Origin of the sequence: Nostoc cycadae WK-1 (genome assembly GCF_002897135.1) — a bacterium.
Lineage (GTDB): Bacteria > Cyanobacteriota > Cyanobacteriia > Cyanobacteriales > Nostocaceae > Nostoc_B.
In genome coordinates, this window is sequence record NZ_DF978444.1 from 20526 (window position 1) to 44240 (window position 23715).

Sequence of the window (23715 nt, forward strand, 5' to 3'; positions counted from 1 at the left end):
GTACCAAACCGTTAGACAAAGTGCTGTAACTAACAACAAATATTGCAATAATAAACAAAATGTCAACTTTAGTAAACTAGCGCTTACTGATTCCTAACTCAGTGTTAAATTAAATAGCAAGACATCAAACTAAGAAAAACCAAACCCAAAGGGCAAACGACTATGATGTCTCCCGTCAGTAGCCCAAGCAAATGTTCAGCATAACTCTAATTAAAAGTGGTCAAAGCCTAATAATATAAATAAAAGGCGAAGCCAAATCCCAAAGCGGAAAAACAAAGATTGCTGAAGTTGCTAGTTATTAAGTCCACCTTAGTTGTTTACTCCTTCAATTATTTAGCTAAGTTTAAAAAATTTGAAACCTGTGAATTCCCAAGAACCTGGTCATCGTTGACCAGGTTTTGATGTTTTTATCTATTGCTATAAATTAAATTTTTATACAAGGATTTGATTATAATTTAACAAATACCTTGCAATATAAATGTTAGCGAAAAAAGCAATTAATCGGATTTCAACCTTATTTTCCCATTATCCTTGGTTGATTGTAATTATCTTTTCAATTCTCGGTTTGATAGGTATTCTTAACCATTCAATGTGGCGAGATGAACTCAATCCTTGGTTGATTGTAAGAGATAGCCAATCTTTTACCGATTTAATTGCAAATATTAAATATGAAGGGCATCCGGTTTTGTGGTATTTTTCTCTAGCATGTTTGAGAAAAATTGCTGACAATCCCTTAATCATGCAAATTTTTCATTTATCTATTACCATTACTGCGATCGCAATTTTTTATTTATATAGTCCTTTTAAATCTCAACAAAAATTACTGTTTATATTTGGCTATTTTCCCTTATATGAATATTTTTTAATTTCTCGGAATTATGCCTTTAGTCTGCTGTTTATATTTGCTTTTTGTGCAGTATTTCCATCTAGAAAAAAAACTTATTTATATTTGGCTATTTTATTAGGTTTACTAGCCAATAGTAGCGCTTATGCTTTACTAGTATCATTTTCGTTATCATTGACTTTGCTAGTTGAATTTTGTTTTGATAAGGAACATAGACAGCAGTATTTTAATCAAAGCAAAAAATATGATTTATTTTTAAGTATTGCAATTATTATATTCTTTTTAATATTGTCAGCTTATATTATTACTCCTCCTGGAGATAGCTATCTTCATGGAGGTTTAAATAATGGCTGGTCGATTCAACTTGATATCCGCCAATTATTCAAAAGTATAAATAGATTATTTGCTAGTTACTTTTTAATCATCCCGCAAAAAAGATGGCTGGATTCAATTTTTTGTGCTTTCATCACTTTATTTATATTTTGTTTGACTTTAATTAAACTTTCTAAAAAACCAATACCTCTCTTTTTCTACATTATAGGTAATGGTGTAATACTCGCATTTACATATTTAAGATTTGCTGGAAACCCTCGCCATTTTGGGCATTTTTATTTAGTTTTTATAGCAGCATTATGGCTAGAGAGCCACTATCAAGACTCTAAATTTTTATTCAACAAATTTTCTCTGTCGCCAAAATTACTGAAATTATCTCAGCAATGGCATTATATTGCTTTTACATTAATTCTCTACGCTCAGTTATTTGGAGGTATTTATGGCTTTAGTAGAGATTTAATTATCCCCTTTTCCGCCAGCCGGGAAACAGCGCATTACATTCAGCAAAATCGCTTAGAGAATGAATTTATTGTAGCCAGCCGTGATGCTAATATGGCTGCATTAGCAGGTTATCTAAATCGGAAGTTATACTATCCTGAACTCCAAAGAATGGGAAGCTTTACCTTATTTAAACAAGGTCGTCAAGATGTTGACCAACCTGAGATATTAAGACAAGCTAGTTCTTTGTTGCAGAGTCAAGAAGCTAAAAACAAAATTTTATTGGTTTTAAATAAACAACTGGATTCCAATAGAAATGATTTAAAGATTATTCCTATCAAAAATTTTCAGAGGGCTTGGGTAGATAGTGAACGATATTATCTTTATTGGGTAGATAAAGTATGAGACAGAAATAAAATACTGTTGCTAATATTCACATTCTCCAAATGTCTCATGGTGTGTTGTACTGTACGACAACACATCCCATAAAATTAACCCCTCCTCGTAACTGAGGAGGGGTTAAAACTTAAGATTAATATCCGCCTTCTTCTTCGTATTCCGGCTGTCTCTCTTTAACTTTCTTAGGAATGTTCACTGGTTTTGGTGCATCTTCCCAAGCATCACTTTCTACATCATCGTCGTAATCGTCGTAATCGTCAGTGTAGGCTTTAGTCTCATACTTGGGTGGTTGTTGATATCTATCTCGCCCTGTGGCTTCACTCCAGTTATCTTCTTCGTCCTCTTCCTCGTAGCGAATAGATTCATACTGTTGCGCTCTCATAACTTCGCGCCGTGGTCTTTCTTCTTCTACGTAATCTTCATTCCATTCTTCTTCTCGCGCTATGGGTTCTGGGGCGCGAACTTTTGGCTTGGGTGGCTGTAATGGGACACCGCTAGGTAGCTGATTTGCTGGTGAAACTGTGCGCGGTGCAGAATAACCGTATTCTTCTTCTGCATCTCGTTCCCACGGTGGTTTCCCGATACCTAAACGTTCTAAAACGCCTACTGTTAATTGCGTTGTACGTTCTTCGGCTCCTTCAAATACAATTAATCTGCTGGGGCCAGTGCTAACAATTTCCTCTATTGAAATCTCGTAAGTACTAAGAAATTGGTCGGGAATTTGCGGCACTCCCAAAGAAGCAATAATTATAGAGTGCAGCTTACCTGATATACCATCAAACTTAAAGCCTCGGACTCTGCCTAAGACTTCACCTGTTTCTGTAATTACTTCCCAGTTAATCAGATTACTGAAAGCTTCAATTTCAATATCTTCTATGACATCTTCGTTATCAACCAAAATTGCATCACCAATTTGGTTGATACTGCTGAGGTACATATAGCGTGGGAGTCCAGAGATAGAGATCAGGCTGTCTCGTAAACCAAGAGCCACAACCTCCCTTTGATCAATATCAACCCAGATTTGATTCACAATCCCTAGCCGCTTGGCGTTGTCGCGGGTAATCACCTGAGTATTTAATAAGTCGGAACGCCTAATTATCTGTTCAGAGGTCATTCTATACCGAGTCCTGATCTCGAATCCGGTTTATCTATACACTATTATTAACAAAGATTCAAGCAGATGTATTCGAGGATGATAACTTAATTCCCAAAACTTGGGTATAAGCGCCTCGTGCTTGAGTAACGCCAATGGTGCGTTCGGCTGATTCTATCATCGGACGACGCAAACTCACAACTATAAACTGTGCTAGTTGTGCCTGTTGTTTGATCATTTTAGCTAATCGTTCTACGTTTGCCCCATCCAAAAACATATCTACTTCGTCAAAGGTATACAAATATGACGGACTGTAGCATTTCAGAGCGAAAATAAAGCTGATAGAAGCAAGACCTTGTAAAGGTTTTCTTTTGTGATTTACTACTAGTTTTCAACTACTTTTAAAAAAAGCGTTCAGGTTATTAAGTTGCAAACTAAGTGTTTTTACATAATTTTATAGGTTTGACTTCCCATAAAACAGATGTTCGTTTACAATGAATTACTTTCTTTAGTTATGAAAGTTTAAGTATATTATAGGGCTTTTTTTCATAACTATTCCTATTTATTTTTTTGACAATGAGCGAAAAGATTAAAGATCGATTTTTAGAACTTGATGTTCTACGGGGTATTGCAGCTTTTAGCGTCGTTTTATTTCACTACACTAGTCAATATTCTACCCTCTTTAAGCATTCACCTGATTTACACTTTCATTTTGGATACGGTCGACATGGAGTGGAATTATTTTTTATTATTAGTGGTTTCGTAATTTTGATGACGTTAGAAAACGCTAAAAGAGGCCGTGATTTTATTGTTGGACGTTTATCTCGTCTTTATCCTGCTTACTGGGTTGCTATTATTATTACTTTTTCAGTTATTCAAGTTAGTAAACTTCCAGTCAAAGATGTTAGTTTTTTTGAAGCTTTGTTTAATTTAACAATGCTACAGGGCTTTTTCAATATCCCGAATGTAGATGGTGTTTATTGGACATTAAAAGTTGAACTTTGCTTTTATCTATTGATGTTTATAATTTACAAATTAGGTCAATTAAAGAATATAAGTTTAATTACTTTTGGCTGGCTATCACTCACAAGCCTCTATGCTATTAAAATATATATAGCTCGTTGGTTTTCTTTTGCAGGGTTAAATGTTAATATAAACTCTTTGATTGATGAAAGCCATAATCTCAGCACATTATTTCCTAAACATCAATTAATGGTTATAAATTTAGTAGGAAATCTTTCACAGTTTGGAGTTAATATAAATACAATAAAGGATATCTGGCGTGATATCTTTATTCTCGGTTATGCTCATTTATTTATTTTAGGAATTACTTTATTTTTAATAAAACAAAAGGGATTGTCTTTTGGGCGATGTATGATGTTACTGGTTTGTATATTAACTCAAAGAGTGGCGTATCCTTGGGAAAATTCATGGAATACAACAATTTTTGTGGCTGCTTTTGTTGGAATCTTCTATTTAGCAATTCAAGGATATCTTAGATGTATAAGAATCAAACCTCTGATTTTTCTTGGCAATATATCTTATAGTCTCTATCTTATTCATCAATATATAGGTTACGCAATTATTAGAAATTTGTACAGTTATAAACTAAATCCTAATATAAGTATCATAATAACAATCATATGTTCTATAGCTTTGGCAACCCTAATTTCTAAATTTATTGAATATCCTGCTATGATTTTTATTAGGAACAAATATAAAAATAAAATTTTGCCGAAATTAGCTAATGGGAATTAAATTAAGGTTAATTCTCCTCCTAACTTTCTCTGGCAGCCACCTTTCACCTAACTAGATGATTTTAATTTAATGCCTAATACTTGGGTATAAGCGCCTCGTGCTTGAGTAACGCCAATGGTGCGTTCGGCTGACTCTATCATCGGACGACGCAAACTCACAACTATAAACTGTGCTAGTTGTGCCTGTTGTTTGATCATTCTAGATAATCGTTCTACGTTTGCTCCGTCTAAGAACATATCTACTTCATCAAAGGCGTAAAACGGTGATGGACGGTAGCGTTGTAGGGCAAAAATAAAGCTTAAGGCTGTGAGGGATTTTTCTCCCCCAGACATAGAAGCTAGTCTTTGTACAGGTTTACCTTTGGGGTGAGCAACTAAATTTAAGCCGCTGCTAAAGGGATCTTCAGGATCATCAAGTTGCAGGTAGCCGTCGCCTTCGGAGAGGGTAGCGAAAATCGATTGGAAGTTTTCGTTAACAGCATCAAAGGCTTCTTTAAAAGCGTGTTGGCGTAATGTGGTAAAGTTTTCAATTCTTAATAGTAATTCTGTGCGTTCTGCTTCTAATGTCTGCAACTTATCTGTGAGTTCTTGCAGGCGGTTTTGGGTACGTTCATATTCTTCCAACGCCAGCATATTAACCGGTTCCATTGCTTGCAAGCGTTTAGCAAGCGATCGCAATTCTTTCTGCAATTCTTCTAAATCTACTTGATCGGGTACTTCTGGTAAAGGACTGGGCAATTCTGGAAGTATTTCTCGTAATTGATTTTGCAACGTTTCTAGTTCTTCGCGCCGCTTCAACTGGGTTTCTTGGAGTTTTTCTAATTCCCACTCTAATTGTTGCTGACGTAGAAGATGCGATCGCACTTCTTGTTCTATCGCGTCACGTTTTTGCTTTTCTTCGCCTAAATTTTTCTCCATTTCGCCCAGTTTGGCGCGGGTTTCAGCGATTTGAGTGCTGAGTGCTGAGTGCTGAGTGCTGAGTGTTTGCAGCTTGTGGCGATAACTTTCTTGTTCTTGATGATATTGGGTAATGCGTTGTTCAGCTTCTTGGATGCGCTCTTGTAAACGCTGCTGCTGATTTTCGAGGTTTTTTAACCGTTGTTCGGCTTCTCGCAAGTTAGCTTCCCGTTGCTGTAATTGTTGCTCTTGCGTTTTAATTACCGCTTGAATTTGTTGCCATTCACTAGGCGTTTGGGATGCTTCTAACTCTGCTAAAACGTGACGCAGTTGTTGTAATTGCGCTTCTTGTCCTGGTAAATCTTTGTCTAAAATTTCTAGGCGCGATTGGGCGACGGAGAATTTTTCGGTATTTTGGGCAAGTTGCGATCGCGTTGCTTCTAATTGCGTCGTCAAAGCCTTAATATCTTTTTGCAACTGTTCTAATTGCAATTGCTGTTCGCGCCTTGCTTGACGTGCTTCGGTGAGTTCTTGGGATAGTTGTTTAGTTTTGCTGGATAAAGATGCGATCGCATCGATACAACGATCTAAAATCCGTTCTATATCTGTCAAGCGACTTTTTAAAGCAATCGCTTCATCTGATTCCGCTGCTTCCCCCGTACCAAATCGCAACGATGAACGTTGATTGACGCTTCCCCCAGTCATTGCGCCACTGGTTTCGAGCAATTCCCCATCTAGGGTGACGATGCGATATAAACCGAGGTTTTTCCGCGCCTGTTCTAAGCTGGCGAAGACGACAGTGTTACCAAAAACATAGTTAAACACATCTTTATAACGGCGATCGCATTCAACTAAGTTCACAGCATAACTGACAAAGCCGTTTGCTAACCGCAAAGTTGCATCCTGGGTAATTCTGGGAGCTTGAATTTTATTTAAAGGTAAAAATGTTGCTCTCCCGGCGCGTTTTTGTTTGAGTAATTCAATTCCGGCGGAGGCGATACCGTCATCATCTACCACAATATGTCCCAACCTAGCACCCGCAGCAATTTCCAACGCCAACTGATAACGAGGTTCTACCCGTCCCAAATGTACCACCAAACCACAAACCCCAGGCATTCCCGATTGGATAATTACCTTACTAGCTTGAGTTCCTTGGACTTCCTGTTGTGCTTGGGTTTGGGCCTCAATTTTATCTAACTGGCGTTGTTTTTCCCGTTGTTCATTAGAAAGCCGTTTTTGTGTATCTTGCTGAATTTGTAATTCTTGTTCTGTCGCCGCCAGATTTTGCGCTAAGTTTTGGATGGGTTCGCTGGAGGCGTTAAATTCCGTCTCAACTCGCACACACTCAGCTTGTTTTTCTGCCAATTGCGGTTCTAAAGTGGCAATTAACTGAGTTTGTTCGTGAATTAATTCTTGTAACTGACTATTGCGTTCTTTTAGCTGTGCTTGCTCTGTGCGTTGGGGTTCCAGAGTTTGCAGTACAGTTTCAATTTGGCGGTTCAGTGCAGTTTGTTGCTGTACCCAAGCTTCCGACGCAGAGGCGATTTCCGCAGCGGCTTCGCGGGATTTTTGCACTGCTTGTTGTGTCTCATCCCGTTGCTGTTGACAGTAGACAATCGATTGACGTTCGACATCTTGAGTTTGGGCGATTTCTGCCAAAGCTTGCTGCTGCTGTTGAATGTCTTGCTGAGTTTGTGCTAACCGCTTGGTTGTTTCTTGGGAAGTTGTTTCTAATTCTGTTTGCTGACGCTGGAGTTGCTTGCGTTCTGCTTCTTGAGTAGCAAGGCTAGATTGTACCGCTAATAATTCATCTTCACCCAAAGCTTTGACATGAGCATTGAGTTGTTCTAATTCAGCAGTTTTCTGAGTAATGCCGACATTCAGCGTTTCTAATTGTAGTGTTAAATCATGATGAGAGCGATCGCCATTTTGAATTTCCGTCGCTAACTTTTCTTGCTGTGCTTGCAGAGAACGCCACGATAACACCGCTTCCCAAGATTGCTTGTGCAGATACTCCGTCCGCAACTTTTGATATTTCTCCGCTTTCGCCCTATCTTGAGAAAGGCGATCGCGCTGTGCAGTTAACTCAGTTTCAATAATCCGACAGCTATCTTCCTTCTCTTTCACCTCATCTAACGTACCCTTGGCTTGGTTAATTTTGCGATCAAATGCCGCCACCCCTGCCAACTCATCAATAATTTCCCGTCTTTCCCTAGCATTCATCGAGATAATGCTAGTAACGTCCCCCTGCAATACGACGTTATAGCCTTCAGGATAAATCCGCAGACTCTCCAACTCCTCATGCAACTCCGTCAGCGTACAGGCAACACCATTGATATAGTAATTTGACGTGTACGTTCCCTGATGAGTTACCCGCAATCTTCTTGTGACACTCCATTCAGTGCTGAGTGCTGAGTGCTGAGTGCTGAGTGCTGAGTCTGTATTCTCATTTTCTCTATCTACTTCTTCAGCGCCTTCCTCACTTTGCGCCTTTGCGTCTTTGCGTGAGACAATTTCTTCCCCTGACAAATCAAACGTTACCGTGACACTAGCCTCCACAGATGCGCGTCCTTTAGCCGTTTGAGTATTATTTACCAAATCCGGCAGGCGATCGGCCCGCATTCCCTTAGAACTGGCGAGTCCCAAACAAAACAACAGCGCATCCAAAATATTCGACTTACCGGAACCATTCGGCCCAGATATGACAGTAAACCCCGGCAGCAAAGGGACTGAGGTAGTACCGCCGAAGGATTTGAAATTGGTAAGTTCCACGCGCTTGACGTACACCATAGTAGGCGCTGGTTCACTGGGCTAATGGCTAATGAAGAACAAGTGTATCAATTAATGAAAATTTAGCAATAGGTTGTATGAATAAGTTATCGAACCGCCAAGGCGCAGAGAACGCAGAGGAGGGGAAGCATGACTAAAATATCAAAAGTAATTTTAACGAACTTTCGGAAAAATAGTATTATTGTCGGAATTATAATTGTTTAGTTTTGTTATCGATAAATGTTTCTAACTCTTGCATAGTATATGTATAAAGATTATTAGTAACCATATAACGAGAGAATTGTAGCGATACTCTGAAAAATGTCAAACATGGTTCTAACTTTTTCAAATCTTTTCTCTGTTTTTTATAATCTGATTTAGACATATTTTCTTGCAGTTTCCGATGATTTAATGCTAATAATTGATATTCATACTCCGCCTCTACTTTTATAAGTGGATGTGAATCATTCCGCAATTTTTCAGAAAAATTGTATTTCATAGAAAAAGTTGCATCCTGTTCACTTGGTGAGTGGTAGATAAATTCTCCTAGTAAATTTATAACAGCCCAGCGAGTTGTGTAATATTGGCTGTTTACCATGCTTTCAAGTAAATCCCACGAATTTTCTACCCCCAGCCAGAATAATTCTCCTATAAGTCTTGGTAATAAAATTGGGTCACTTTCACGATATTCATAGAACGCTTGCAGTAAAATAGGGACACTATCATAGCTGCATATTTTTCCTAGTGTATAAATTACTTGTTTGCGGATGAAGTGATTATCTGTAAATATCAGACGTTCTAACTCAGGAATAATCACAGGTTTTAATTGTGTTTTCCAAGATATTTTACAAGTCTCATTACGAGAGCAACTTAAGACAAAATCTCTAATAAAAAGACACGCATAACTCATAATCTCATCATCATCATATTGAAGGATTTTTATAAGAGTCTCAGCCGCGCCAGGAGTTATTACCACCGCAGCCATATAGTCTGAGTCTTCTAAATGGGAGAGATAGTTAATAATTTTAGTTTCTAGCATTTTTAATGAGTATATTCTGTCAAGCAAAAATAACTATTTCTGCAAGGCTTTGATTTCTTGGCTTATCTTGTGATAACCTGATTTGTCACCTTGTTCTTGAAATAATTTTTCAGCTTTTTTAAAATCTCTCAGTGCTGCTTTTTTCTTACTTAGTTGGGCGTAGATTAAGCCCCGATGATAATAGGCTAAAGCATAGTTAGAATTAAATGCGATCGCTTGGCTAAAATCCTTCATCGCCCCTTGATCATCTTTAACTTTCACACGCGCTAAACCCCTGCCATAGTAAGCATAATGGTTTTGAGAGTTAAGTTTAATCGCTTGTGTGTAGTCGGCGATCGCTTCTTTGTATTTACCCAATCCAAACCAAGCAAATCCCCTATCATAGTAAGCATTAGCATTTTGAGGATTCAATGCAATTGCTCTACTAGAATTTGCTTGTACTTTTTCGTAGTTTCCTAAACGATAAAAAGTATTATCTTGATGGTTATAAGCCACAGAATTCTGCGGATTTATTTTAATAGGTTGCGTAAAATTATTTACAGATTCTTGATAGTTTCCTTGATCATATTCACTGATACCTTCTTGATAAAGTATTTGCTCATTATTTATAGGTTTTAACCATTGACTAAAACATCCTATAATCAGAGCGACAAGTAAACTAGTAATTCCTATAAATATCAGTCTAAATCTTGGAAACTGGAGTTTTTGTGGTTGGTATTGGTAATTTTTTAATTGCTGGAGGTCATTGATAACTTCAGTGACAGACTGGTAACGTTTATGGTAGTCAAATCGTACCATTTTATTAATAATTTTGGTTAATTCTCGGCTAACTTTAATTGTTCTATCACGCCAGATAATTTCACCGGTAAGTAAATTTTTTTGACTTTGTAATCTTGATATTTCATTTTGAGATAACCCCATAATTGCTGCGATCGCAATTATTCCTAACGCATAAATATCACTATTGTATTGGGGCTGCCCTTGCAATTGTTCTAGAGGTATATATTCTAAATTACCGACTATAGTTGTTACCATTTCTTGTACGGAACCAAAATCAACTAATACCAGTCGATTATCTGAATATCTGCGAATCACACTTGCTGGTTGAATATCTTGGTGAATGACATTACGATAATGTATAAATAATAAAATATCTAATATTTCTAATAATAAGTTAATTACTTGGTCTTCTCGTAAAGGGAATCCTACTAAAATCTCTTCAGCTAATTCATGACCATCAATTAATTCTTGAACCAGATAAAATTCTTCATCTGCTTCAAAATAAGCAACTATTTTCTGAATTCTATCGTTTTCTCGTCCAAGTTGTTGCAAAACCTTAGCTTCTTTAAAAAAGCTCTGTCGCACCCAAGCTAAATTTTGAGGATTGTTAGTTTCTGTCCGTAGTTGCTTAATTATAAATTGCTGCTCAGGAATTGTAATATCTTCGACTAGATAAGTTTTTACGGACTCCTCCGTATATAATAATTCTATGATGCGGTAACGTGTAACCAAAATTTGATCATCCATATAGATAAGCTTTTATACGAAGTTACCTGATTATATATTAGTATTCTTACGAGTATAATTTTTGTGGGGATCAACCTTAGTTACAAAAAATATACAAAGACTAAAGAAATTGTAATTCATCTGATTAATTTTTATAAATGGTACAAAGAATCAGAAACAAAACAGGAAACAATTCTGTAAGAAAATGCTGTTTTTACTGATGTGACTCTGCCATAGTTTACTTCTTATACAACAAGTGCTTAATTTCCATCTCTTGATTTTGAGGCGGAGTATTACTGAGTAATTACTCAATAATTGACTAATCCAATTATTGCCGTGGGATCACTCATGACATGTTATTGCTCGGTACGGTAAAAGAGTTGTAATCGAATTGCTATAAACGCTAAATAGCTTGAAAATCAACTTATTTAAACGCAACAAAAATCAAGTAACGGCGACCAAGCGTCAACTGATCGAGGCGCTGCGTCGGCGTGATACTGCGGCTATTCACAACTTGACGATGCGATCGCAAAATATTATCGGCGAAGAAAAATTAACTGAGATAGTCAACGAAGTATTATGTGAATGCGATGCTGAAAGCTACAGCTGGTTTTTTGCCAGTTTTGTAGGGCAATTTAGATATCAACAGATGCAGCAAGCAGCCCAAAATAATGTCTTTCATATATTAGTGAATGCAGGTTTAGAACCAGGAAAAGACTTTAGTTTAGGACTAGATGGTGAGATGATTGTGAGCGATCGCGCCAAGCAAATTTTACTTAATCATCTGCCCCAAGAGCAACGAAGATTTTTTGAAGCTCAATTGCAAGTTTCTCAAGTTGCAGATCCTATTGTGGCAATTGAAAAGCAGTTGGGTTGCCCATTTTATACAAATTTAACGGAAATAGCGGCTTTTCAAGTGCAGGAACTGAATAATCCGCAAGCTGCCGCTTATTTAGGCGTATTATTAGCTGGTTTAGTCAAAAGGCATCCAGCCCTCCAAGATGTGGACTTTCCAACAAAGTTTATTGTGAATACGCTGCAAGGCTTACCTCAACAGCGAGTCACAGCAATATTAAATGATCCAGAAACAGATCCTCAATTTGATGAAGTAATTATCTTTCAGGATTTATTAGCCGCAATGGCAGAACCTGAAATGAGTGAAACAGAGGATTGTAACAGCCTAGAACAACTCAAAAAGCTAGATACAGTTTGGTGTGGTGAATATCGGCTGGCAGAAATAGTCGCCAGCCTAGAAGAATTATCGAGGGAGTAAAAAACCCCTAGATGAAATTGCGTCAACCTTGGTGTTGATTTAGTTTATGCTGGCACTACAAATTTTTCGCTCCCAGCGAGATCAAAGGCAGCATGAATCACTTGTAAAGCTTTCACGCCTTGTTCTTGAGCGACGACACAACTAATTTTAATTTCTGAGGTGGCAATCATTTGAATATTGATTTGGTGTTGTGCCAACGCTTCAAACATTTTGGATGCAATACCTGGTTGTCCTACCATCCCTGCACCGACAATACTAACTTTTGCGATCGCACTATCTAATACAACTTCACCCCAGCCTAATTCGGCTGCAACTTGGGTAAGTAGTTTTTGGGCAGTTTCCCCATCCATACGTGGAACTGTAAAAGCAATATCCCGTTTAGGAACACCATTAATTAATCGGCAGCGTTGAGATTGAATAATCATATCAACACTGATGTTGTGCTGTGCCAATATGCCAAATAACTTCGCCGCCATCCCCGCTTTATCTGGAACCTGACGAATCGCCAGACGTGCTTGGTTCATATCTAAGGCGACACCGCAAACCGGGCGGGAGTGGGGAGTGCTGAGTGCTGAGTGCTGAGTATTAAATATTTGTTCTGCGCCTCTGCTCCTCTGCGCCTCTGCGCCTCTGCTCCCCTGCTCCCCTGCGGCAACTTCAAAAGCCTTACTCAGTGCAGTCACGGCGCGATCGCAGTCTGCGGCATCAACTACGCAGCTAACTTTGACTTCACTAGTAGAAATCATTTGAATGTTCACCCCTGCTGCGGCGAGGGTGGCAAACATTTTCGCCGCCACTCCCGGACGACCAATCATCCCTGCACCAGAAATACTGACTTTAGCAATGTCTTGTTCGATCATTACTTCGGCTTCGTCTGATTTGGGGTTAGATGGGTTTCGGAGTGCAGGTGCGATCGCTGATGCTACTGCTTCTGCCCGTTTTAATATCGGTGTGGTGACGGTAAAGGCAATATCGTTGCTATTACCTTCATGAATTGATTGAATAATTAAGTCTACATCAACATTTTGACGGGCAATTTCCCCAAATAATTTAGCCGCTACCCCTGGCTTATCGGGTACACGCAATAAAGCTACTTTTGCTTGATTGGTGTCAAATTCTACCGCATCCACAGGACGAGCAATTTCTAAATTTACTAGCGATCGCTCTTGGGGTTTGCGCGACGTTACCCAAGTCCCTGGGTCTTCTGTCCAGCTAGAACGTACTACCAAAGGGACACCATAGTTGCGGGCAATTTCCACTGAACGGGGATGCAATACTTTTGCTCCCAAGCTGGCCAGTTCTAGCATTTCATTACAGGTAATTGCATCCATTAACTGGGCTTCAGGAACTAAGCGCGGATCTGTAGTTAAAATTCCCGGCACATCTGTATAAATTTCACAAAAATCTGCTTGAATAGCTGCTGCTAAAGCGACCGCAGAAGTATCCGAACCACCACGCCCCAAGGTAGTAATTTCTAATTCTCCGGTGCTGGATATTCCCTGAAAACCAGCTACCACAACTACTTTGCCTTGATTAATATGACGCAGCAATCGGTCAGTTTCTATATGCAGAATCCTGGCGCGAGTGTGTTCTGCTTCAGTAACAATTCCTACTTGTGCGCCAGTCATAGAGATAGCTGGCTGGCCAAGTTCTTGCAATGCCATACTCAGGAGAGCGATCGTTACCTGCTCCCCAGTAGAAAGCAGCATATCCATTTCCCGGCGGTTAGGATTTTGAGAAATTTGGCTGGCTAGTTTGACAAGTCCATCTGTGGTTTTTCCCATTGCCGAAACTACTACAACCAAAGAGTTTCCTGCTTGCACCGTTTTACAGACACGCTGTGCAACAGCTTGGATACGTTCGACTGAACCGACAGATGTACCACCGAATTTCTGAACTATAAGCGCCATATCTTTGTCTTGAATGAAGTTTGCCTACTTTCATCAAGGCTCCTACCGGGTTAGGAAGCTTTGAAGGCATTAGCAGTAGTTATTTAGTTTACAGAAAATAGTGAGAAGTTTGAAATTTTCATTAAAGTAAAAAAAGGCAAAAGCCAAAATTATTTCTTTTGACTTTTGCCTTTTTATTTTTTACTTATATTTATTCGCCTGCTGCACGCTTAACTTGGCGGGACTCCAACCACAAGGGAATGGCAATTACAGCTACTAAAATGAGTAGGGCTGCGATCGCAAATTGACTTACCCAAGTAACCAATTGTTCTAAAGAAATTACTCTGCCAGCAAAAAAAGCTAATGTCACCATCACAGCAGCCCAGGTGGTCGCTCCTGCTAGGTTATATAAGAAGAATTTTAGGAACGGTATTTCTGCTATTCCCGCTAGTGGGGCTGCAAAAATTCGCAAAAGCGCGAAGAACCGTCCAAAAAATATGGCTTTGGCAGCATTTTGACTAAACTGATCTTTAATATTCAGTAATTTTTCTTCAGAAATCCTAAATATTTTACCTATTTGCAGCAGGAAAGGCCAGCCACCGAGTTTCCCAACCCAATAGCCGCAAGCACTACCAAGTACAGCACCTGCAACAGCATCACCTAGAACTAACCAGTAACTCAGTTCATCACTACCAGCTAGAAACCCACCTACAAGAGTTATGGTTTCACCGGGAAGAGGAATGCCCAAGTTTTCTAGTAAAATGCCCAAAAAAATTGCCCAGTAACCATACTGGTGGGCAAATTCCTGGATGTTTTCTAGTGAAATAAATTCAAGAGACATCCCGCACCGCCGCCTTTACAATTTTTTACCTTTACTCTATCTTGGCGCGTTTGTGGCTGGAGTGTCAATCAAAGTAATGTTTTGCCAAACTTAATTCATTCTCAAAGACGGACTCAGTGATGGAAAAAATCAAAGGGTGTAGGGTTATGGGAGTGTCTGGATGTATATGAGCAAAACTCTTAGCCAAACCTTTATACGTAATTTCTATCCCAGTTAATCGCTAACAATTGATAAAATCTATAAATTATTCAGTATTGACTATTATGCGTTTAGGCGGTATTAACACAGGTGCATAGTAGCTAAAACAAATCAATAAATTTTTTATAAAAAATTCATAAAAATCTCGTTAAATTATGAAAATCTCGTAAAAGCTATTATTGATACTGAATTTACTAAGCCTTTGTGCCTATATTTAGGAAAGTTAACATAAATTATACGGCATGAATACGTAAACGTATAGTATCGACTCACAACTGTGAGTTCACAATATCTGTGAATCAGCAGTTTTTAACCGTTGAAACCGTGCAGTATTGATGTCAATTTTCATCTTTTTCAGTAGTTCACCTACCCAGATAAATACATGACTATCGCACAAGAATTGCAAGTGGTTTTATTCAAACCCCAAGGTAGCATAGACTTGGAGGGCGGTATTGCTCTCAGCCAAACTATGGCAGAAGTAGTACCCCAACCTGATCAACTTTGGGTCATTGACCTGGCAGAAGTAGATTTCATGGATAGTTCTGGTTTGGTTCCGTTAGTCAAAGCACTGACAACTGCCCGTCAAAGTGGTTGCCGTTTAGTTATTTGTAATGTCAAAGCTCCTGTAAGGTTAATTTTAGAACTGACTCAGTTGGATTCAGTTTTTGAAATTTTTAACACTTACGAAGACATAACCAATATTGTCAGCACACAACCTTTGACACTAGCAAACTAATCTCTAATTATATTACTAAAAATTGTTAGTGTTGGCCAAAAGCAATTATCTTTTTTACCATTAATAATTGATTTTCGTGATGCTAAGACTCAGTACTTTTGCAACTTTGGTACATTACAAATCTGACTGAGAAAAAGCTAAAACATTGAGAGCCTGTAATTGCAGGCTTTATTTTTTTAAGCATTCTGCACAGCAGAAACATTGCCTTGTCCAGTGACGGGGCGAGGAAAGTTAGGTAAGTCAATACCGCTGTGACTGGAGGTGCGAGTTTTGAGGGCTAAACGGTAACTTACGCTTTGTAGTTCAGCTTGCAGTTTGCGATTTTCTCGTTGCAAGATTGCTACTTTCTCTCTAATTGGAGCCATCCGTTCCTCAAATTTACGACGATAAATTTGCGGTAATTCTTGTACTACCTGCTCCAACATCCGACTGCGATCAGTTAACTCTTGCACAGACTGACGCAGTTGATAAATTTCTGCATCACGAGTAGCAATTTGCTCTTGATAAAATGTTACCTGTTGCTCAACAGCTTGTAATTGTTCTCGTAACGCCTGCAACTGACTGAAGTCGCGTTCAGTTTCAGAACGTTGGGGCATAAAATTAGCATTGCCCTTAACCAGCCGAAAGAGTTCTTGAGATAACTGTTGTACTAATTGATCTCGCAGTTGCAACTCTTGGCGTAATTGCGCGGCTTCTGTAGAGAGAGCTTGGATGTTGGGTATGTCAGTTTGGCTCACAGTGGCTTGCAGCTCCCATTGACGAATCTTTTCTCATCTTAGGTATAACGGCGATCGTACTGCCTTTGGCAAGTACTTGTTAATTTAGCATTCCCAACCGAAGCAGAAAAAAGTCAAAGGTAAAAAAAAATTTTTGTTTTGCTGTAGTTAGTACTGAGTTTTGAAGTACAATTACTCATCACTCAGTACTATGTAATCAACAATGTCCCTAGGCAGTTACGGCAACTTTCTCTTCTGCTGCTTCTGCTCCTGAAACTTCTTGCTTAATGGTTAAGTAGCGAATCACCTCTTCACTTAATCGCATAGCACGTTCTAAGGGAGCAATAATATTTCCCGGCCCAGTGTAGTTCATTTGGATGTAGATTCCATCCCGTTGCTTTTTAATTTCATAAGCAAGACGACGCTTACCCCGATTTTGAATTTCAATATTCTCGGCACCTTGGTCTTGAATCAAGGTTTGGTATTTAGCTACCGCTTGATCTACCTGTTCGTCAGTAAGGTCAGGACGCAGGATATACATTGTTTCGTAAACTGTGGACATGAGTTGAAAATCTCCTTTTGGACAAGGTGGCTGCCAGAGTGAAATTATACAAAGATTCCTAGAGAAGATCCGTACATTTAAACATCTGAAGCAACAAGGAACTATAATCTTACCAGTTTTTTATATGAATCATCAGCAAAATCTGCCAAAATGCGGACTTTAACTAAAAGTTACTTTATAGGTAAATATTGTGCGATCGGGAATTCAGCCTTTGGTAAACAACAGCAAATTAATTGAACTATTGGCTGAACCAACAGGTATGCTTCCCAAAGGGAGTTGATAAACTCCTGATTCTCATTGCTGAAGATTCTCCGCACTCACGGCTCTTAATTGCAGACAATAAGGATATTATCAAGGTTATGGCACAGCGCTATGTGCGAGTTCAAAATCCAGAAGGCAAAGTTTATTATGGTTTGCTACAGCTATCTCTAAATGTGCAGGTGCTGGATGCGCCACCTTGGTTACAAGGACAACCGACAGATTTAGTTTTAGCACCAGATAGTTACCAAATTCTTTCCCCTTGCGCTCCCTCAAAAATTGTGGCAGTAGGTAAGAATTATGCAGACCACGCAGCGGAGATGGGAACACCCGTACCAAGTGAGCCATTAATTTTTCTCAAGCCGCCAACATCAATTATTGCCACTGAGACCGAAATCAAGTATCCACATCAGTCTCATAGAGTTGATTATGAAGGTGAATTAGCTCTAGTGATTGGCGATCGCGCTTGTGACTGTACTCCAGAAGAAGCCCAAACCAAAATTTGGGGTTATACAATTGCTAATGATGTCACAGCGCGAGACTTACAACAAAAAGATGGTCAATGGACTAGAGCTAAGGGGTTTGATACCTTCTGCCCCTTAGGCCCTTGGATCGTCCGGGAATTGAATCCAGGTGCAAGATTGCAGACTTTTATCAATGATGAGGCAAATCCTGTACAATCTGCTGGGATTGATCAAATGGTCTTTTCTCCTGATGTTTTGGTATCTTACATCAGTAAAGTTATGACTCTGATCCCAGGAGATGTGGTACTCACGGGTACACCCTTGGGGATTGGCCCCTTGCACATAGGCGATCGCATTCGGGTGGAAATTGAAGGCATTGGTCGTCTAGAAAATAGCATAGTAGGCCGTTAAGCAGTGCTGAGTGCTGAGTCACAAAACTAGTCTCTAGCCTCTGTCCCCTAGTTCATGCGTCCAGTTACCGAACCTGCATATAAACAGCATCGGAAATTGCGGGAATTTCTGCATAACGTCCCAAAAGAGACTGGACGACTGAATATGCTACTGCTGCTACGATACCGATAAAAATAGTGCTATACAGAGTTTCGATCGCAAAGCCACTACTAGGAATTTGCCCCAAAATCCCAGTCAAGATACTACACAAAAAGATAACAATGTCTAAAAGAATTGCTTGCATGGTGTTAAAACGAATAAAATGGGAAATTTTTTCGTTTCTGACGACTAGTAACCATAAAGCAAAGAAAATAATCAGTCCGGCAAAACTAATACTGTAATAAAGACTGATTAACGGCATCAAAGGTAAAAACAGTAGTTGCAACACAGGAAATTGTGTTAGCAAAAATTTACTAAATATAAAAACCTCAATCAGAGGTAGCAAATAAGGTAAACAAGCAAAAATGCGATCAGAAACGTTTGTAGAACCACGCCAAGCCATTTTCCGTTCTCCTGTGGCAGAATTTTCAGAGTTACTTGAGCCTAGGATAACGCAGTTGTTTAGTTTCCCAGAAGCAGCAATTATCGGATATCAGCAATCCGAAAGCCCATAATACACTCATACTGCTCTGGCTGTTGTTCGGTAAGTTTGCGAATAGCTTGACCACAATGCAGTTGACCGCCACGCCAACGAGGTTGACCACTCCTGTCAGCAAGTAAACAAGACTGGCAAACCTGCTCAGGAGCAAGGATTTGATCATCCATTAAAATGACTAACATCCAAAGACCTCCTGTAAATCCTCAAAACAATTCGGATGTGTTCAGGGGAGAAATTCATTTTTGGTATCTAAGAGCAGCTAGTGGCAGAATTAACATCTGCTATACATCACAGCAATTTTGCTCTTTATTAGCTACGAAATGAGCTTGTGCATCTGCTCTAACGTACTTTTTGACCAAAATGGCACTAGTAAGCAAAAATTTCCCAGTGAACTTTAAATTTATTGTATGTTGAGTCTCTTGGAGATAGAGTTATGGAGTAATAACTCATACATAAATTTTTACACCTAGTCGAAAAAGTCTGAAGTGTAAAGTCTCAAGTATGAAATGAAAAAAACAGTTTCATCAGCTTTTTGGCGATTTTGGATTGTCACTCTCTTTACACTGTGGCTTACTAGATTGATTCGGGTTGGCGTTCTCTTGACAAGTATTAAGTTCAGGTTCCCGAAAGAGCTTTATAATAATTAACACATTAATGGGACTTAATCGGGCTGGGATCTAAAGTAATACATTTGAGTTACTACCAATATTGAATAGTCAGCAGTCAAAAAATCTGGCAATGTAAACATTTGACTGCAAATTATTACTTTGAAACTAGGTTCCAAAAAAACACCATTGTGCAAATTTCCACTAAGGATAGTGAAAGTGACTAGGACTAATTCAGATTTTCTTGCTGCTGCTGATCCCGCGATCGCTGGATTAATTAACGAAGAACTCCAGCGTCAACGCGACCACTTAGAGTTAATTGCGAGTGAAAACTTTACATCTGCGGCTGTACTCGCAGCTCAAGGTTCAGTTTTAACTAATAAATACGCCGAAGGTTTGCCTGGTAAACGTTACTATGGCGGTTGTGAATTTGTCGATAAAGTCGAGCAAATCGCCATTGACCGAGCTAAACAAATGTTTGGTGCGGCTCATGCTAACGTCCAACCCCATTCCGGCGCGCAAGCTAACTTTGCAGTTTTCCTGACTCTACTAGAACCAGGGGACAAAATCATGGGGATGGATTTGTCTCATGGTGGACACCTGACTCACGGTTCGCCTGTCAACGTTTCAGGTAAATGGTTCCAAGTTAGTCACTACGGTGTAAGTAAAGAAACAGAACAACTCGACTACGACCAAATTCGAGAGCTGGCGTTAAGGGAGCGTCCCAAGCTTTTGATTTGTGGTTACTCTGCTTATCCTCGCATCATTGACTTTGCCAAATTCCGCAGCATTGCTGATGAAGTTGGTGCTTACTTACTAGCTGATATTGCTCACATCGCTGGTTTAGTGGCTTCTGGCTTACATCCCGACCCCATTCCTTACTGTGACGTTGTAACTACAACCACTCACAAAACTCTTCGCGGCCCTAGAGGTGGATTAATTTTAACTAAAGATGCAGAACTGGGTAAAAAGCTGGATAAATCAGTTTTTCCAGGAACCCAAGGTGGGCCTTTAGAACACGTAATTGCAGCTAAAGCCGTGGCTTTTGGTGAAGTTTTAAAGCCGGAGTTTAAAACATATTCTGCACAGGTAATTGAAAATGCCCGTGCTTTAGCAACTCAACTGCAAAACCGAGGCTTAAAGTTAGTCTCAGATGGTACTGATAACCATTTGATGCTTGTAGATTTACGTTCAATTGGTTTGACAGGTAAACAAGCAGATCAACTGGTTAGCGGTGTCAATATTACGGCTAACAAAAATACTGTACCTTTTGATCCCCAATCGCCATTTGTTACAAGTGGTTTGAGATTAGGTTCTCCAGCAATGACAACTAGAGGGTTAGGAGTTGCGGAGTTTACCGAAATTGGTAATATTATTGCCGATCGCCTCACAAATCCCGAATCAGAAACAGTCGCAGCTGATTGTAAACGCCGAGTAGCTGCACTGTGCGATCGCTTCCCCTTATACTCACATTTGCAAATTCCTGTACCAGCACTAGCATAAAGTCAAAAGAAAAGTTAAAAGGCAAAAGAATGATTGGTTTTTACTTTTGCCTTTTACCTTTTGACTTAAAAATCTTCTGCTGATAAAAGCCGAAAATGTAGTAGATATTAGGTAGAACCCTCCCTCGGCAGAGTTTTGTCTTAACCACTACTTAATTTAAAATACAGATGCCTGCTCAGATTTATCATCTGATCGCCTTTCTTGTGGCCGCCGTAGTCGTTCTCTGGACTACACCTGATGTTAAAAATATTGGTATAAAAAGTGGAACTGTAGATAAACCTGGTGGTCGAAAAGTCCATGAACGCCCAATGGTACGTCTGGGAGGAGTGTCTATCTTCGCAGGTACTTTCGCTTCTTTGCTAATTGTCTGGTGGTTAGGTGGATTTGGCAATTTGCCCCCTGACAAAGAATGGCAAATTTGGGGTGTCGCCATCGGGGGTCTGGGCTTTTTTCTCATTGGTTTAGCAGATGATTTATTAAATCTTTCTCCCTTGGGACGGCTGCTATTACAAATTATCGTTGCCGCTGGTGCTTGGAAAGTCGGTGTAAGTATAGACTTCATTACGATTCCCACAATTGGCATAGTTGACCTGAACTGGTTCAGTTTGCCGATTACAGTGATTTGGCTGGTGGGTATGGTCAATGCTATCAACTGGATTGATGGTTTAGATGGTTTAGCGGCTGGTGTGTCGGGAATTGCTGCTGTAGTTATGCTGTTGGTGTCTTTGTTTATGAATCAACCAGCCGCAGCCCTAATAGCCGCAGCCTTAGCTGGTGCAGCACTGGGATTTCTCCGATATAACTTCAACCCCGCACAAATCTTTATGGGAGATGGCGGGTCTTATTTTATGGGATTCACCTTAGCCGCTGTAGGTGTAATTGGACTGGTGAAAATTCCCGCTTTCACAGCTGTAATTTTGCCTTATTTAATTTTGGCAGTTCCTATTTTGGATATGTCAGCAGTCATTTTGACACGGATTCGCCGTGGTAAATTGCCTTGGGTGGCAGATAGATGTCACTTGCACCATCGATTGTTACAAGCTGGTTTGTCCCATCGCTGGACGGTTTTATTTATTTATACACTCACACTCTGGGTTGGCAGTTTGGCGTTAGCTATAGCGGGTATCCCCAGTGGTATTGCTTACGCTTTTGGTACAACTTCGCTGTTAACTTACACTAGCTGGCGAGTTTGGAAACACTCTCAGCAAAAGTAAAAACTAGCAAGGTAAAAGAAATACAGTAGTATTAGTATTTTTCTTTTACCTTTTGCTTTAATTACATGAGTGCAGAAATTATTTGTGTTGGTACTGAATTGCTGCTAGGAGATATCCTTAACAGTAATTCTCAATTTCTTGCCCAACAATTAGCGAAACTAGGGATTCCTCATTATTATCAAACAGTGGTCGGAGATAATCCCGAAAGATTAAAGCAAGTTATAGAAATTGCTATTTCCAGAGCAAATATTTTAATTTTTACTGGTGGTCTAGGCCCCACACCAGATGATCTGACTTGTGAAACTATTGCTGATTTTTTTGGCGCACCGTTAATAGAACGTTCAGAAATTATTGAAGATATTACTCAGAAATTTGCCCAACGCGGCCGGGTCATGAGTCCCACCAACCGCAAGCAAGCTTTAATTCCCCAAGGCGCTGAAGTGTTACCTAATCCTACAGGTACAGCACCAGGAATTATTTGGCAACCCCGTCCTGATATTACTATTTTTACATTTCCCGGTATTCCCAGCGAAATGTACCGGATGTGGCAAGAAACAGCAGTACCATTTCTGCAAAGCCAAGGCTGGGGTAAAGAAATTATTTATAGCCGGAGTTTAAGGTTTTGGGGGATTGGTGAATCTGCTTTAGCAGAAAAAGTCTCTTCTTATTTCAACTTACCCAACCCGACAGTTGCACCTTACGCGGGTAAAGGAGAGGTAAGACTACGAATTTCTGCCAAAGCAAATTCCGCAGCCGCCGCCGAGGAATTGATTGCACCAGTTGAGAAGCAACTCAAAGAAATTGCTGGGTTGGATTGTTATGGTGCTGATAATGATACTTTAGCTTCGGTAGTTGGTGAATTGTTGCGATCGCAAGAGGAAACAGTATCAGTGGCAGAATCTTGCACTGGCGGTGGATTGGGGCAAATGTTCACTGAGATTGCTGGTAGTTCTGATTATTTTTGGGGCGGAGTAATTTCTTATGACAACTCAGCAAAGATTCGACTATTAGGGGTGAACCCGAAAGATTTAGATAAATTTGGGGCTGTTAGCGCTACGGTTGCTGAACAAATGGCGCTTGGGGTGAAAAGCCGCCTGGAAACTACTTGGGGACTCAGTATCACTGGAATTGCTGGCCCTGGTGGGGGAACAGAGATAAAGCCTGTAGGTTTAGTTTATATCGGTGTCGCCGGGCCGAATGACGAAGTGAAAAGTTTTGAGTATCGCTTTGGCACAATTCGAGAACGCTGGTTTATTCGACATTTAAGCGCTTGTACAGCGCTGGATTTGCTGCGGCGGCGGTTGTTGACGAGGTAGAGAAAGATGTGAAGCGA

18 protein-coding genes and 1 pseudogene are annotated in these 23715 nt (G+C 39.7%); 8 read left to right on the forward strand and 11 right to left on the reverse strand.

The window, feature by feature from the left end:
- Nucleotides 1–478 precede the first annotated feature (478 nt).
- On the forward strand, nucleotides 479–2020 hold the full coding sequence (locus NCWK1_RS25710; protein ID WP_103126662.1) for a hypothetical protein: 1542 nt from the start codon (nucleotides 479–481) through the stop codon (nucleotides 2018–2020).
- Between the two features lie 127 nt (nucleotides 2021–2147).
- On the opposite strand, the gene NCWK1_RS25715 is transcribed toward NCWK1_RS25710, so the two are convergent.
- Together NCWK1_RS25715 and NCWK1_RS25720 are read right to left on the reverse strand one after the other, a co-directional pair.
- Nucleotides 2148–3128 carry a PRC-barrel domain-containing protein gene (locus tag NCWK1_RS25715; protein ID WP_103126663.1) on the reverse strand — a complete coding sequence of 327 codons (981 nt, stop codon included), beginning with the start codon at nucleotides 3126–3128 and terminating at the stop codon, nucleotides 2148–2150.
- A gap of 58 nt (nucleotides 3129–3186) precedes the next feature.
- Nucleotides 3187–3495: pseudogene (locus NCWK1_RS25720) on the reverse strand (hypothetical protein); the annotation flags it as partial.
- A gap of 188 nt (nucleotides 3496–3683) precedes the next feature.
- Here NCWK1_RS25720 and NCWK1_RS25725 point away from each other — a divergent pair.
- Entirely contained in the window at nucleotides 3684–4865 is a 1182-nt protein-coding gene (locus NCWK1_RS25725) for an acyltransferase family protein (protein WP_103126664.1), read from the forward strand.
- Nucleotides 4866–4912: 47 nt separating this feature from the next.
- Here the strand turns inward: NCWK1_RS25725 and smc are convergent, their stop codons facing one another.
- From smc to NCWK1_RS25740, 3 genes are all read right to left on the reverse strand, one after another.
- Nucleotides 4913–8551: a chromosome segregation protein SMC gene (gene smc / locus NCWK1_RS25730; RefSeq protein ID WP_103126665.1), complete on the reverse strand. Its 3639-nt coding sequence runs from the start codon at nucleotides 8549–8551 to the stop codon at nucleotides 4913–4915.
- A 190-nt stretch (nucleotides 8552–8741) separates the two neighbouring features.
- Nucleotides 8742–9569: a HEAT repeat domain-containing protein gene (locus NCWK1_RS25735; RefSeq protein WP_103126666.1), complete on the reverse strand. Its 828-nt coding sequence runs from the start codon at nucleotides 9567–9569 to the stop codon at nucleotides 8742–8744.
- Between the two features lie 33 nt (nucleotides 9570–9602).
- Complete coding sequence (locus NCWK1_RS25740; protein ID WP_103126667.1) at nucleotides 9603–11096, reverse strand: protein kinase domain-containing protein; 1494 nt, start codon at nucleotides 11094–11096, stop codon at nucleotides 9603–9605.
- A 391-nt stretch (nucleotides 11097–11487) separates the two neighbouring features.
- On the opposite strand from NCWK1_RS25740, the gene NCWK1_RS25745 reads away from it, so the two are divergent.
- Nucleotides 11488–12348: a hypothetical protein gene (locus NCWK1_RS25745; protein WP_103126668.1), complete on the forward strand. Its 861-nt coding sequence runs from the start codon at nucleotides 11488–11490 to the stop codon at nucleotides 12346–12348.
- Between the two features lie 44 nt (nucleotides 12349–12392).
- Here the strand turns inward: NCWK1_RS25745 and NCWK1_RS25750 are convergent, their stop codons facing one another.
- Both NCWK1_RS25750 and NCWK1_RS25755 read right to left on the reverse strand, forming a co-directional pair.
- Nucleotides 12393–14258, reverse strand: coding sequence for an aspartate kinase (locus tag NCWK1_RS25750; protein WP_103126669.1), 1866 nt, complete (start codon nucleotides 14256–14258; stop codon nucleotides 12393–12395).
- Between the two features lie 190 nt (nucleotides 14259–14448).
- Nucleotides 14449–15078, reverse strand: coding sequence for a DedA family protein (locus tag NCWK1_RS25755; RefSeq protein WP_096582944.1), 630 nt, complete (start codon nucleotides 15076–15078; stop codon nucleotides 14449–14451).
- A gap of 580 nt (nucleotides 15079–15658) precedes the next feature.
- Here NCWK1_RS25755 and NCWK1_RS25760 point away from each other — a divergent pair.
- Complete coding sequence (locus NCWK1_RS25760; RefSeq protein WP_096582946.1) at nucleotides 15659–16012, forward strand: STAS domain-containing protein; 354 nt, start codon at nucleotides 15659–15661, stop codon at nucleotides 16010–16012.
- A gap of 176 nt (nucleotides 16013–16188) precedes the next feature.
- Here the strand turns inward: NCWK1_RS25760 and NCWK1_RS25765 are convergent, their stop codons facing one another.
- The gene (locus tag NCWK1_RS25765; protein WP_096582948.1) at nucleotides 16189–16749 is read right to left on the reverse strand and encodes an Npun_F5560 family protein; all 561 of its coding nucleotides are present in this window, start codon (nucleotides 16747–16749) and stop codon (nucleotides 16189–16191) included.
- Between the two features lie 208 nt (nucleotides 16750–16957).
- Nucleotides 16958–17290: a 30S ribosomal protein S6 gene (gene rpsF, locus NCWK1_RS25770; RefSeq protein ID WP_096582950.1), complete on the reverse strand. Its 333-nt coding sequence runs from the start codon at nucleotides 17288–17290 to the stop codon at nucleotides 16958–16960.
- A 359-nt stretch (nucleotides 17291–17649) separates the two neighbouring features.
- On the opposite strand from rpsF, the gene NCWK1_RS25775 reads away from it, so the two are divergent.
- The gene (locus tag NCWK1_RS25775; protein WP_096585579.1) at nucleotides 17650–18423 is read left to right on the forward strand and encodes a fumarylacetoacetate hydrolase family protein; all 774 of its coding nucleotides are present in this window, start codon (nucleotides 17650–17652) and stop codon (nucleotides 18421–18423) included.
- Between the two features lie 64 nt (nucleotides 18424–18487).
- On the opposite strand, the gene NCWK1_RS25780 is transcribed toward NCWK1_RS25775, so the two are convergent.
- Nucleotides 18488–18964: a Tic20 family protein gene (locus tag NCWK1_RS25780; RefSeq protein ID WP_096582952.1), complete on the reverse strand. Its 477-nt coding sequence runs from the start codon at nucleotides 18962–18964 to the stop codon at nucleotides 18488–18490.
- Nucleotides 18965–19044: 80 nt separating this feature from the next.
- Nucleotides 19045–19242 carry a hypothetical protein gene (locus tag NCWK1_RS25785; protein WP_096582954.1) on the reverse strand — a complete coding sequence of 66 codons (198 nt, stop codon included), beginning with the start codon at nucleotides 19240–19242 and terminating at the stop codon, nucleotides 19045–19047.
- Between the two features lie 642 nt (nucleotides 19243–19884).
- Here NCWK1_RS25785 and glyA point away from each other — a divergent pair.
- The 3 genes from glyA (at nucleotide 19885) to NCWK1_RS25800 (ending at nucleotide 23698) form a co-directional block, all read left to right on the forward strand.
- Entirely contained in the window at nucleotides 19885–21168 is a 1284-nt protein-coding gene (gene glyA, locus NCWK1_RS25790) for a serine hydroxymethyltransferase (protein WP_103126687.1), read from the forward strand.
- Between the two features lie 167 nt (nucleotides 21169–21335).
- Nucleotides 21336–22382, forward strand: coding sequence for a glycosyltransferase family 4 protein (locus tag NCWK1_RS25795; RefSeq protein WP_096582956.1), 1047 nt, complete (start codon nucleotides 21336–21338; stop codon nucleotides 22380–22382).
- Between the two features lie 65 nt (nucleotides 22383–22447).
- The gene (locus tag NCWK1_RS25800; protein WP_103126670.1) at nucleotides 22448–23698 is read left to right on the forward strand and encodes a competence/damage-inducible protein A; all 1251 of its coding nucleotides are present in this window, start codon (nucleotides 22448–22450) and stop codon (nucleotides 23696–23698) included.
- Nucleotides 23699–23715: the final 17 nt, after the last annotated feature.

Bases quoted from the DNA above. Each gene is read 5' to 3' on its own strand.
- NCWK1_RS25710 (WP_103126662.1), top strand. From the start codon at position 479: ATGTTAGCGAAAAAAGCAATTAATCGGATTTCAACCTTATTTTCCCAT.
- NCWK1_RS25715 (WP_103126663.1), bottom strand. From the start codon at position 3,128: ATGACCTCTGAACAGATAATTAGGCGTTCCGACTTATTAAATACTCAG.
- NCWK1_RS25725 (WP_103126664.1), top strand. From the start codon at position 3,684: ATGAGCGAAAAGATTAAAGATCGATTTTTAGAACTTGATGTTCTACGG.
- smc (WP_103126665.1), bottom strand. From the start codon at position 8,551: ATGGTGTACGTCAAGCGCGTGGAACTTACCAATTTCAAATCCTTCGGC.
- NCWK1_RS25735 (WP_103126666.1), bottom strand. From the start codon at position 9,569: ATGCTAGAAACTAAAATTATTAACTATCTCTCCCATTTAGAAGACTCA.
- NCWK1_RS25740 (WP_103126667.1), bottom strand. From the start codon at position 11,096: ATGGATGATCAAATTTTGGTTACACGTTACCGCATCATAGAATTATTA.
- NCWK1_RS25750 (WP_103126669.1), bottom strand. From the start codon at position 14,258: ATGGCGCTTATAGTTCAGAAATTCGGTGGTACATCTGTCGGTTCAGTC.
- NCWK1_RS25755 (WP_096582944.1), bottom strand. From the start codon at position 15,078: ATGTCTCTTGAATTTATTTCACTAGAAAACATCCAGGAATTTGCCCAC.
- NCWK1_RS25760 (WP_096582946.1), top strand. From the start codon at position 15,659: ATGACTATCGCACAAGAATTGCAAGTGGTTTTATTCAAACCCCAAGGT.
- rpsF (WP_096582950.1), bottom strand. From the start codon at position 17,290: ATGTCCACAGTTTACGAAACAATGTATATCCTGCGTCCTGACCTTACT.
- NCWK1_RS25775 (WP_096585579.1), top strand. From the start codon at position 17,650: ATGGCACAGCGCTATGTGCGAGTTCAAAATCCAGAAGGCAAAGTTTAT.
- NCWK1_RS25780 (WP_096582952.1), bottom strand. From the start codon at position 18,964: ATGGCTTGGCGTGGTTCTACAAACGTTTCTGATCGCATTTTTGCTTGT.
- NCWK1_RS25785 (WP_096582954.1), bottom strand. From the start codon at position 19,242: ATGTTAGTCATTTTAATGGATGATCAAATCCTTGCTCCTGAGCAGGTT.
- NCWK1_RS25795 (WP_096582956.1), top strand. From the start codon at position 21,336: ATGCCTGCTCAGATTTATCATCTGATCGCCTTTCTTGTGGCCGCCGTA.
- NCWK1_RS25800 (WP_103126670.1), top strand. From the start codon at position 22,448: ATGAGTGCAGAAATTATTTGTGTTGGTACTGAATTGCTGCTAGGAGAT.